At 65.1% G+C, this 11216-nt stretch carries 6 protein-coding genes and 3 pseudogenes; 6 read left to right on the forward strand and 3 right to left on the reverse strand.

The features are described from left to right. Positions 1-57: 57 nt before the first annotated feature. From nusG to rplA, 3 genes and pseudogenes are all read left to right on the forward strand, one after another. Positions 58-681: pseudogene (gene nusG, locus BMIN_RS03960) on the forward strand (transcription termination/antitermination protein NusG); the annotation flags it as partial. A 258-nt stretch (positions 682-939) separates the two neighbouring features. Further along, positions 940-1371, forward strand: a complete 432-nt coding sequence (gene rplK, locus BMIN_RS03965; protein WP_022860810.1) for a 50S ribosomal protein L11 — start codon at positions 940-942, stop codon at positions 1369-1371. Positions 1372-1385: 14 nt separating this feature from the next. Further along, entirely contained in the window at positions 1386-2081 is a 696-nt protein-coding gene (gene rplA, locus BMIN_RS03970) for a 50S ribosomal protein L1 (RefSeq protein ID WP_022860811.1), read from the forward strand. A 193-nt stretch (positions 2082-2274) separates the two neighbouring features. Here rplA and BMIN_RS03975 read toward each other — a convergent pair whose 3' ends face one another. After that, positions 2275-3111 (reverse strand): PucR family transcriptional regulator, encoded by an 837-nt coding sequence (locus tag BMIN_RS03975; protein ID WP_022860812.1) that lies wholly within the window; start codon positions 3109-3111, stop codon positions 2275-2277. Then, entirely contained in the window at positions 3111-5210 is a 2100-nt protein-coding gene (locus BMIN_RS03980; protein ID WP_026647372.1) for a DUF6020 family protein, read from the reverse strand. The genes BMIN_RS03975 and BMIN_RS03980 overlap by 1 nt, the downstream gene beginning before the upstream one ends. A 97-nt stretch (positions 5211-5307) precedes the next feature. On the opposite strand from BMIN_RS03980, the gene BMIN_RS03985 reads away from it, so the two are divergent. Beyond that, entirely contained in the window at positions 5308-6363 is a 1056-nt protein-coding gene (locus BMIN_RS03985; protein WP_022860814.1) for a biotin--[acetyl-CoA-carboxylase] ligase, read from the forward strand. Between the two features lie 208 nt (positions 6364-6571). On the opposite strand, the pseudogene BMIN_RS03990 reads toward BMIN_RS03985, so the two are convergent. Next, positions 6572-7156, reverse strand: a pseudogene (locus BMIN_RS03990) (biotin transporter BioY); the annotation flags it as partial. A 274-nt stretch (positions 7157-7430) separates the two neighbouring features. On the opposite strand from BMIN_RS03990, the gene BMIN_RS03995 reads away from it, so the two are divergent. Both BMIN_RS03995 and BMIN_RS04000 read left to right on the forward strand, forming a co-directional pair. After that, on the forward strand, positions 7431-9377 hold the full coding sequence (locus BMIN_RS03995; RefSeq protein WP_022860817.1) for an ATP-binding protein: 1947 nt from the start codon (positions 7431-7433) through the stop codon (positions 9375-9377). An 8-nt stretch (positions 9378-9385) separates the two neighbouring features. Next, positions 9386-10994 (forward strand): annotated as a pseudogene (locus tag BMIN_RS04000) (acyl-CoA carboxylase subunit beta). Positions 10995-11216 lie beyond the last annotated feature (222 nt).

Genomic DNA, 11216 nt, shown 5'->3' on the forward strand with positions numbered 1-11216 from the left:
CCGGCCGAGGCGGATGCCGCCGAGGTTCAGGAGGAGGGCGCTCAGGAGTCTCAGCAGCCCATGGATGCGGGTTCCAAGGCCGTCGAGGAGTTCACAAGCAACCTCCGGACGCTTCCCGGTCATTGGTATGTGCTCCACACGTATTCGGGATACGAGAAGCGCGTGAAGGCCAATATCGAGTCCCGTGTGCAGAACTACGGCATGGAGGACAACATCTTCCAGGTCGAGGTGCCCATGGAGGAGGTGGAGCAGCATACCGAGAAGGGACGCAAGGTCGTTGTCCGCGTGCGCGTCCCCGGTTATGTCCTCATCCGGATGAACCCCGATGAGGAGGCCCGTCGCATCGTCAGGGACACCGAGGGCGTTACCGGTTTCGTCGGTCCGTCGCGCGAGCCCGCCGCCTTGAGCAATAAGGAGGTCGTGGCCATGATGGCTCCGATGATCGCGGCCGAGGCCCTGCACGCCGCCGGCGACAAGCCCGCCGCCGCCAAGGAGCGCAAGGTCGAGGTGTCCTACGCGGTCGGAGATCAGGTCACCGTGACGGATGGGCCGTTCGAGACGATGCCGGCGGTGGTGTCCGACATCGAGCCTGCCACGCAGAAGCTCACGGTTCTTGTGTCCATCTTCGGGCGCGACACCCCGGTCGAGCTTGGTTTCAATCAGGTCGAGAAGCTGTCCTGATCGGACGGAGTCCCGGCTTTTCGGCAAGGGACGGTTCCTCTTCTCCGCGGGGAGGGGCCGTCCCTCGCGTTGTCTTCGGCGTTTTGCGGGAATTCCATTTTGTCCGCTCCATGGTGCATAGTGGTGAAGCTTGTGTCCATGGTGATCATCAGGACACCGGCACGGTAACATCCGTTGCGGGAGGGTCCATGTCCGGACCGGTTCATCCGGCCCGATGCAGGAACCGTTCGCACCGCTGATAGAAAGAAGAACCATAGTATGGCTCCCAAGAAGAAAGTCTCAGCGCTGATCAAGCTCGAGATCCAGGCGGGCAAGGCCAACCCGGCGCCGCCGCTGGGTCCTGCGCTGGGCTCGCATGGCGTGAACATCATGGAGTTCTGCAAGGCATACAACGCGGCCACGCAGGACAAGATGGGCCAGATCGTCCCCGTGGAGATCACGGTTTTCGAGGATCGCTCGTTCACCTTCATCCTCAAGACCCCGCCGGCCGCGGCTCTGCTTCTCAAGGCCGCCGGTATCGACAAGGGCACCGAGAACCCGCTGACGCACAAGGTCGGTTCGGTCACCAAGGCGCAGGTCCGCGAGATCGCGGAAATCAAGATGCCGGATCTTTCCGCCCGTGACGTCGAGGCCGGAATGAAGATCATCGCGGGCACCGCCCGTTCGATGGGCATCACGGTCACGGACTGAGAGGAGAAGGACAGATGGCCAAGCAGCATTCGAAGAAGTACCGTGAGGCGGCCGAGAAGGTCGATAGCACCAACCTCTACACCGCTCCCGAGGCGATTGCCCTGCTCAAGAGCATGCCCAAGCGTGGTTTCGATGAGACGGTCGAGGCCGTGTACCGGCTGGGCGTCGATCCCCGCAAAGCCGATCAGCTTGTGCGCGGCGTGGTGAATCTTCCCCACGGAACCGGCAAAACCGCCAAGGTCCTCGTCTTCGCCCGTGGCCCCAAGGCCACCGAAGCCACCGAGGCCGGTGCCGACATCGTCGGTGATGACGATCTCGTCGCGAAGGTTCAGGATGGTTTCCTCGACTTCGACGCCGTGGTGGCCACTCCGGACATGATGGGCAAGGTCGGTCGTCTGGGACGCGTGCTCGGACCGCGTGGTCTGATGCCGAATCCCAAGACCGGAACCGTCACGATGGACGTCACCAAGGCCGTCAAGGACATCAAGGGCGGCAAGATCGAGTTCCGCGTCGACAAGCACGGCAACCTCTCCTTCCTCATCGGCAAGCTCTCGTTCGACGAGAGCGCGCTTGACGAGAACTTCAAGGCCGTGGCAGACGAGATCAAGCGTCTCAAGCCCGCGACGGTGAAGGGCCGCTACGTTTCTAAGGCGACTCTCACCTCCACGATGGGCCCCGGAATCCCGCTCGATCCGGCCGCGCTGGCCTGATCCGCGCATTCGAATCGCAGTCCACCGGATCGCAGTCCACGCTCCCGAAGGAATCCTCGTCGTCATGACAGTCATGCCATGGTCGGCGGGATTCCTCCGGGGGCGTCGTCTTTTCCGTGGTCGTCTTTTGCGTGGCCCGGTCAGGCACGATCCGATCCTGCTGATCCGCGCTGATCCCGCTGGCCTCGCACCGCTATGAGTCGCGCAGCGCGGCGTCTCCGATTCGCCCGATGGCCAGCGCGGTGCGCAGAACATAGGCCTCCCGGGGATCGGTCGCGTCCCATCCGGTTGTTTCGGCGATGCGTTTGAGGCGGTAGCGCACGGTGTTCGGATGCACCTTCAGCTGACGGGCGGTGGCGTCCAACGATCCCCCCAACCGGAGGAACGCGTCCACCGTGGGGAGGTTCGGGTTGAGCGGACCTCCCTCGCATAGCGCCGAATAGACGGCGTCGTAGAGCTGGCGTCGCGCGTCCGCGTCGCCCAGAAGGGCCCGTTCGGGAAGAACGTCGCTTGACCTCATCACCCGCGGGAGGTCGGGGACGGCGGGGATCGTGCGCAGAGCGGAGAGCACCCCTCGGATCGACGAGGACGCGCCCTGCGCGGAACGGCCCATATCGCCCAGGCATACCGGCGAATCCTCGTCGAACAGGGATGCGGCCGCCTGGATCCCATCCTCCACCGTCTGCGCCTCACGGGCCGCCGCCACGATAATCGTCCAGCCTGAGCGCGTCCCGCTGAGCACGAGGCCCACGCCGTGCGGTCTCATGAACTCGAGAAGGCCATCCTCCCCCGCGTCATCGTGATCGTCATGGGAATGGCCGGCGACGGCCATGCAGGCGTCCTCGTCATGCCATCCCATCACATGCATGAGGGATACCACGCGATCATCGGCGATTCCATCGGCAAGGCATTCGAAAACGATGGAATGCAGACGGTCCTCGGGAACCGCGTCATCGGTCGTCGGGCGCCTGTGCCGAATCGTAAGACGGCTCACCAGATCGAGAAAATCGCCATGTCCGGACATGCCCATCACCGCTCCTTCGCGTGTCGTCGTTCGATGGCGGCCGTTCCGGAGCCACGCGACTCGCGGTGGAACTGCAACGCCAGGAAGAGGGCGACGAAGACCACAGGCAGCATATGCCTCTCGAAGTCGTTCGCGGGCGCCATGATCATCACCCCCATGAGGGCAAGAAGGGGGATATGCCAGGCCAGGGACCTCCAGCGTCTCAGCACGACCTCCGCGGCTCCGACGAGCAGCGTGAGAGTGACGTAGAGATTGCCGTGAGTCACCCACCCAAGCACCGGTATGTCGCTCCACTGGCGCGCGAATCCGACGATGGAGGAGCGGCCCGCGGAGTTCCAGTGGCCGATCCAGTCCGTGGAGTTGCGCACGTAGTCGTTGTCGACGTAATAGTCCATGGCGACATAGGGATGGTCGCACACGTTGAAGTATCCGAAGCTTTTTGCGAGGAAGGCGTCGATCGCGGTCACCGGATCGCTGAGGACGATCCGCAGCCAGGCGTCATTGAAGCGGGAGAGGTCGTCGCGCGTGACGGAACGCCAGCGATAGCTCACCTTCTTGGACTGGATGCCCGAGGATTTGACCGGATCGGCATCATAGGGGGTATAGGCCTCGGCCATCTGGTCGAGGTTGAAGATCGGGGCCATCTCCGTCCGGGCCTTCTGCGGAATCGCGTCCGGGTTGCGTTGGGCGATCCGTGCGATCTGCTGCAGCTGCACCCCCCGGCTTTCGATCGGGTCGCCGTTGATGATCAGCCCTTGGGATATCAGCAGGGCGATGCCGCCATGGACCAGCAGTGCGGGAAGGACCATGGAAACGAGAATCGCACGCCATCGCCGACGGTCGGACAGCACAACGGTGACCGCGGTGATCAGGATGATGTACCACGCGTACTTCGCGCTGATAAGCATCACCACGCCGGAGACCGCCAACCCCACAAGAGAGGAGCGTCGCATGGAACGGGGGTGGCCGCCGCGGCTGGCGGCGTCGCGCGTGGCGTGCTCATCGTGCGGGGAGAACGCCGTCCTGCGCATCTCGTAGCCGATGCCGAACCACCAGACGAAGGCGAAGGCGAAGACCGGGGATTTGGTCAGCGATATCGTGCTGAAAACCACCAATGGGCACGTCAGAAAGAAGACGAGAAGAAGGACGCGCATTCCCGACCCCGCGAAATCCGGCGACGGCGTGCGAGGGATCGTCCGCGTCCAGACGCGAATCGCCGTGGTGGGACGGAACGACATTCCCCGCTCCGGTCGGGAGAAGTCGACGGGGGACGTGGCGGGTCCGCGTTCCGGCCGGCCGGGGTGGCGCGTTTCGGCTCCCCATGCGTGGCGCCGCCCAAGCCATGGGGAGTTGAGGAATCTGTTGGCGGTCGACGCGCAGCAGAAGGCGGCGAACACCAACTGGGCCAGAGACAGTGCGGCCAGTCCCCAGTCGTTTCCGCCGGTGAGGAAACGGGACACGGTTCCCGTCGCCCCGTAGAGGACGGTGAGAACGATGTTGTGCTGATCCGTGAGATACGTCGCGTGGGCGGGCCACAGATAGTGCGCGGTGGGATAGATGTCCATCGGGACGAACGAGAAGAAGCCGATATACGGCTGCTGGACGCCCGTCCATTGGTTCCAGGCCCAGCTGAACTCCTTGAACTGCGAGAAGACGTCCGCGCCGAAGGCCGATACCAAAGTCAGGGGAATCCACATCCATCCGATCAGAAGAACGAGCATGATCTTCCATCCGGCGTCGGACCCGTGGATCACGGCGCGGGACAGCACTCGACGCCATCCGGCGGTGCGTGTCGCGATGCGGACGGCGAGCCTGCGGACCCCCGACGGAGCGGCATCCGTGTCGTGGCGCCGGCGGCGTGAACGTCCCGCACCACGCCCATGCCGGACCAGAAGCATGACGATTCCCAGATATATGGCGAAGGAGACCACACCATAGAACCCGTTGAGCCAGGAGAACCGGGCGATCGAGGAATCCTTCCAGTACAGGGGGCCGACCGCGGTGCACAGGGCGAGCCACAGACATGCCAGCACGGCCACGGTCCAGGTGAGAACGGACCCGATGCCGGCCGTTCTCGTCGGGACGACCTCTGATGGGGACGCCATCGGATGGGGGTCATGTGAGACAGAGGTCATGGCATGGCATTGTACTTGTGCCCCACGGACGCTGACGCGGAAGGACCACGCGAGTAGTGTGGTCGGCATGATGCATGTCAGGGGGAAGGAAGGGCCGTCGGACGGGTCGGCGACCCCGGTGGCCGTGCCGGCGGTGGCGTCCGAGTCGTATGCCGGATCCGCCGCCGATGATGGTGACGATGTCATTGGGGCCCGGGTGCTGGCGTCTCGTCGTCTGCCAGTGACGTGCGGTCTGGGCGTGGACGCGATGCTGTTCGAGCGTACGGACTCGACGAACAGCGTCGCGGAGAGGCTGCTGGGGTCTGTAGGACCGGAACCTGTAGGGTCGGAGTCTGCGGGATCGGGTCCTGCGGGATCGATACCGTCGGCGGCGGGAGGCGTCTCGACCATACGACCCCGTTTTCCCGATCTGGTGATCGTCGCTGATTCCCAGAGTCGGGGACATGGGCGTCTGGGTCGTCGCTGGGTGGAGCATCCCGGCAAGTCCCTGATGGCATCGTTCGTCGGATCCATGCCGTGGAGCGTGGTCTCGGACGCATCGGTGAACGGATGGATTCCCCTTGCGGCGGGATTGGCAGCCCTCGACGCCACGGCTGACGTGGTCCGGGACTGTGGGGCGCGCCCGACGCATAAGCCATGCGACATGGCGGTGAAATGGCCGAATGACATCTTCTGCGACGGGCTCAAACTGGGGGGCATCCTCGTCCAGATCGTCTCACCGGGTGACCCGGTGTGCGCGGTGGTGGTCGGTGTGGGGATGAACCTGGCGATTCCCGAATCCGATCTGTCCGTCGAGGGGTCGACGTCGCTGCTGGCGCACAGGTCTCCGCTGCCCGATGACGATAAGCTGCGCGACATGATGGTGGCGGCGCTGACCCGTCGGCTGCGGGCGCGGATGGCGGAGTTCCTGGACTCCCCGGTGGAGGCCGCGGCACGTGCGCGCAGGGACATGGGCGACCGGTGCTGGACGCTGGGACGCCGCGTCAGGGCGCGGATCGTCGGTGGCGGGTCGATCGTCGGCGTCGCCGTTGGTGTGGAGGATGACGCGTCGTTGAGGATACGCGATGATGCCGGCGTCCTCCATATCGTGAGCACGGGGGATGTCGGCATCCTGGCGGGATAGACGGGATGAGGGGAACAGGTGGGACGGGAGTCCATAGCCGGGCGGGATGGCGGCGTGCGGCGCCGAACGGTCACCTGACGGCGTCGTGGCTGGGGTCTTTCCGGACGGCGTCGTTACGGACGTCGTCGTTAAGGGCGGCGTCATCCGGAACGCCGGTCGTGGCGTGGGTGGTGCCGCGCGATGCCCGGCCTGCGGACATTCCCGCATGCAGTCCCGTGACGGTGATGCAGGCCACGGTCGCCTTGAGCATGTCCACGGCGATGAACGATGCGCTCGAGGCGGCCACGACGGACAGCGGCACGGCCGTCACCGCGCTTTGCAGGGCGATTCCCAGGATGTAGAGAACGCCGACGCATCCGATGAGGGCCGCCGCAAGATTGGCGGTCAGAGCGGCCATCCATCTCATCAGCGGAGTGCGTATGGCTTGGGTGCGTTCGCGCAGCGGTGTGGCGACAAGAGCGGTGACGATCACGGCGGGAAGGAACCCGATGAGGAATCCCGCGGATGGCCCCATGAACGATCCGATCGAACCGCCTCCCGCGAAAACCGGCAGTCCGGCCGCGCCGGCTCCGAGATACAGGACCACGCTGGCCGCGGCCTCGTGCCATGGCAGCATGAGGCCCGTGAGCATCACGACGAGGGTCTGAACCGTGATGGGAACGGGCGTGCCCGGGAGGGGTATCTCGCCGGCGGAGGCCGCGGCCATCAGAAGGACGGCGAACAGGACGGACCGCATGATCGCGCGGCTCAGGGGGCGTGCGGTTGCGGGGATGCGTGTCAGAATCTCATGCATGGTGTCTCCTTTGATAATCGGCGAACTGTCGCGGCATATCGTAGGCGGATGCGCCGCGCGGCTCTTTGTCGAAACCCACAGTCGGACGGCATCACCCACGGTTCAGGGCCCTTTTCTCCGTGATGGAGCCGATCCGGTGTATGCCTGCGGCGTCCGCCATCGGAGATGATGGTGCCATGTAACGGTTTCGTTTGAGGAAACCTCCAAAGTCGATGGTGTTTCTTGTGCGATTCCTGAGGACCATGCGCGGCGCCGCCATAATACGGTCTGCCGTATGCCCAATTCCATCACCTCTCTTCTTGTGGCCAATCGCGGGGAGATCGCCCTGCGCGTCATCCGAACGGCCAGGGAAATGGGGATTCGAACCATCGCGGTGTATGCGCAGCAGGATCGGGACGCCCCTTATGTGGCGATGGCCGACGATGCGTATCTGGTGCCCGGCGACAGCTACCGGGACACCTATCTCAACGAGGACGGCCTTATGGAGGTCATCGCACGGTCCGGAGCCCGGGCCGTTCATCCCGGCTACGGCTTCCTGTCCGAATCCCCCTCGTTCGCCCGCCGCGTCATCGCCGCGGGCGTGGTCTGGATCGGCCCATCTCCCGAGGCTCTGGAAAGGCTGGGCGACAAGGTTCTGGCCCGGCGCACGGCGTCCGCGGCGAAGGTCCCCGTTTCGGCCGGAATCGACCACCCCGTCCACGGTCTGGACGAGCTGCTGTCGTTTGCCGGAGAGCAGGGGTACCCGCTGGTCCTCAAACGCATGGATGGCGGTGGCGGACGCGGAATCTGCGTGGTGGAGGACGATGACGCGCTACGGACGTTCTTCCTCTCCCACGACGCCGTTCAGGGGGGCGACCTTTCCTCGTACTTCGCCGAGGAGTTCATCGGATCGTCCCGGCATGTGGAGACGCAGTGCGCCAGGGATTCGCGGGGTGGATTCGTGGTCTACTCCACCCGCGACTGCACGGTCCAGCGGCGGCATCAGAAACTGATCGAGGAGGCGCCCGCCCCGTTTCTTCCCGATGGCGTGGAGGACGCCCTGGGGCGTTATTCGCATGCGCTGTTCGACGCCGTGGATTACGTGGGTCTGGGAACCTGTGAGTTCATGATGGATCCGCATGGCGGGGTGCGGTTCCTGGAGGTGAATCCTCGGCTGCAGGTCGAGCACACGGTCAGCGAGGAGGTGTGCGGGATCGATCTTGTGCGTGAGCAGATCATCATAGCCGGCGGCGGAGCGGCGTCGCACCCGGGACGGTCGCGGGGGCACAGCATCGAACTGCGCATCACCTGCGAGGATCCTGCCACGAACCTCACTCCCGTGTCGGGGACGATCGACAGGCTGGAATGGCCGTCCGGCCCCGGCATACGCGTGGATTCGGGGGTGGAGGTCGGCGATGTGGTGTCGCCGGCATTCGATTCGCTGATGGGCAAGCTCATCATCACCGCCCAGAACAGGGAATGCGCCATCGCCCGCGCCCTGCGGGCCCTCGACGAGATAAGAGTCGACGGCGTGGCCACGCCGATTCCGCTGTATCGGCGGATCCTGGAGGATCCGGCGTTTGCCGCTGCCTCGGGATGTCTGGGAATCTCGGCCACATGGCTGGAGGACACCTACCTGAACCATCCGCCCGCGGCCGCGGCCGCGGGGCAGCCGGCCTCCCTCAACCCCGATGCCCATGCGCCCGATGCCCATGCGACGGCGGGTCGCGACCGTTGCGAGGATGAGTCCTTCGTCGTGGAGATCAATGGGCGTCGGACCACGATCACCATTCCCGGCGATGTCGTCGGCCATGTCCTGGGATCGCCGGTCACGCGTCCCACCGCCCGACGCATCCAGCCACTTCGAGGAGGACAGGGAGTTTCGGTCGCGGGGCCCGCCAGGCGTCCTCAGGAGACCCCCGGCGTCATAGCCTCGCCCATGAGGGCCGTGGTGACCAGAATTATGGCGCAGGTGGGTGATGAGGTCGATCAGGGCGATCTTCTGATCGTGGTCGAGTCCATGAAGATGGAGAACTACATCTACGCGCCGGAGAAGGGCGTGGTCGTCTCGGTCAAAGTCGATGTGGGAATCAGCGTCGAGCCCGGCGACGTTCTGGTGGTCATGGACGGTGGGGAGCGGTCCGCGCGGGAGCGGCGGACCACCGAACGCGCGTCGTCCCCGTCCCCTCGCCGCGTGCGACGGGATTCCGCGGCAACCGGTGAGGACAAGGAGCAGCAATGAGCATATCGATGAGGGAACGAACCGACGGCGCCGTGGGTCGGGCTGGCGCCCCATCGCCGGCGGAAGCGGATCGTCAGCCGCTCCGGCCGGCGATTTCGCGGGCCGCCGATCTGGCGAGGGCGGGCGAAAACCGCGCGTGCGCCAAACAGCACGCCAAGGGGAAGAAAACCGCGCGCGAGCGTCTTGATCTGCTGTTCGATCCGGGGAGCTTCCGAGAGACCGGACGCTTCATCGGAGCGGACATCAACAACGATCGGTCCGGCTGCGCGGTCGTGACGGGTATGGGGCAGGTGCGGGGACGCACCGTCGCCGCCTATGCCCAGGATTTCTCCATACGGGGAGGAACGCTCGGCGCCGTGGAAGGCGACAAGATCCTGCGGCTGATGGACGAGGCGATGCGGATCGGCGCTCCCATCGTCGCCCTCCTCGACTCGGGAGGGGCGAGGATCCAGGAGGGCGTGGCCGCTCTCTCCCGATACGGCGGCATATTCCGCGCGACCTGTCGGGCCAGCGGAACCGTTCCCCAGATATCGATCATCCTTGGTCCCTGCGCCGGCGGGGCGGTGTATTGCCCGGCGTTGACGGATCTGATCATCATGACGCGCGAGAACTCGCATATGTTCGTCACCGGCCCTGACGTCGTCCGTGAGGCCACGGGGGAGACCATCGGCATGGATGAGCTCGGCGGCGGCCTGCTGCATGGAACGGTGTCGGGCGTGGCCCACTATCTCGCGCAGGACGAGACCGACGCCATCGACTATGCGAGGGTCGTCCTGTCGTATCTCCCCTCCAACTGCATGGAGCAGGCGCCGCGCTACGACTATGTGGCCACCCGCGCCGACAGAAGAACCGCCGACGCGCTGTCCTCCATCGTTCCCGAGCGTGATCGTGAGCCGTACGACATGCGCGAGGTCATCGGTCTCATCGTCGATTACGGGGAGTTCGTCCAGGTGCATGAGATGTATGCGGGAAGCGCCCTGACCGGGTTCGCGTGCATCGATGGCCGCAGCGTCGGAATCGTGGCCAACCAGCCGTCCGTGATGGGCGGTGTGCTTGACGTCGAGTCGTCCGAGAAGATCGCACGGTTCGTCAGACTGTGCGACGCCTTCAACCTTCCCGTCGTCACTCTGGTGGACACCCCGGGTTACCGTCCCGGCTCCGATCAGGAGAGGGCCGGCATCATCCGTCGCGGAGCCAAGGTGATCTACGCCTATGCCGAGGCGCAGGTTCCTCTGGTGACGGTGGTGCTGCGCAAGGCGTTCGGAGGCGCGTACATCGTCATGGGATCGCGGTCCATCGGCGCGGACGAGGTGTTCGCCTGGCCCACCAGCCGCATCGCCGTTCTGGGCGCGAAGGGGGCGGTCGACATCATCCATCGGCGCGACCTCATCACGGCGCGCGAAGGCGGGGGGGGACGTCGAGGCTCTTCGCCGGACGTTGGTGGACGACTACGAGAACCGTGTGGTCAACGCGAACCTGGCTCTGGAGACGGGACAGATAGACGCGATGATCGATCCCGCGCAGACCCGTGACGTCCTCGTCTCCTCGTTGTCCGCCCTGGAATCCAAGAGGAGGGCCGTTCATGGACCACGGCATCACGGCAATCCGCCTCTGTGACCGCTGACCGGCCGGTCGGGATTCGGACCCGTCCGTTTCCCGATTAAGCCGTTGCCCTCATCCACCGTGTTTCCCTTATCCGACCCGTTTCCTCATCCACCGTTTTCCGATTCGACCCGTTTCCCGATTCAATCCGTTGTTTCCATCCAACCGTTGTCGTTCGTTCCGCGGCATCGCCGGTTCGTGTCCGCTGGCCCCAGGGCCTCTGCCGGAGCCGGTCGT

The organism is Bifidobacterium minimum, from assembly GCF_000741645.1.
Taxonomy (GTDB): domain Bacteria; phylum Actinomycetota; class Actinomycetes; order Actinomycetales; family Bifidobacteriaceae; genus Bifidobacterium; species Bifidobacterium minimum.

Excerpts from the sequence above, each read along its gene's own strand:
- rplK (WP_022860810.1), top strand. The coding sequence starts at position 940 with ATGGCTCCCAAGAAGAAAGTCTCAGCGCTGATCAAGCTCGAGATCCAG.
- rplA (WP_022860811.1), top strand. The coding sequence starts at position 1,386 with ATGGCCAAGCAGCATTCGAAGAAGTACCGTGAGGCGGCCGAGAAGGTC.
- BMIN_RS03975 (WP_022860812.1), bottom strand. The coding sequence starts at position 3,111 with ATGGGCATGTCCGGACATGGCGATTTTCTCGATCTGGTGAGCCGTCTT.
- BMIN_RS03980 (WP_026647372.1), bottom strand. The coding sequence starts at position 5,210 with ATGGCGTCCCCATCAGAGGTCGTCCCGACGAGAACGGCCGGCATCGGG.
- BMIN_RS03985 (WP_022860814.1), top strand. The coding sequence starts at position 5,308 with ATGATGCATGTCAGGGGGAAGGAAGGGCCGTCGGACGGGTCGGCGACC.
- BMIN_RS03995 (WP_022860817.1), top strand. The coding sequence starts at position 7,431 with ATGCCCAATTCCATCACCTCTCTTCTTGTGGCCAATCGCGGGGAGATC.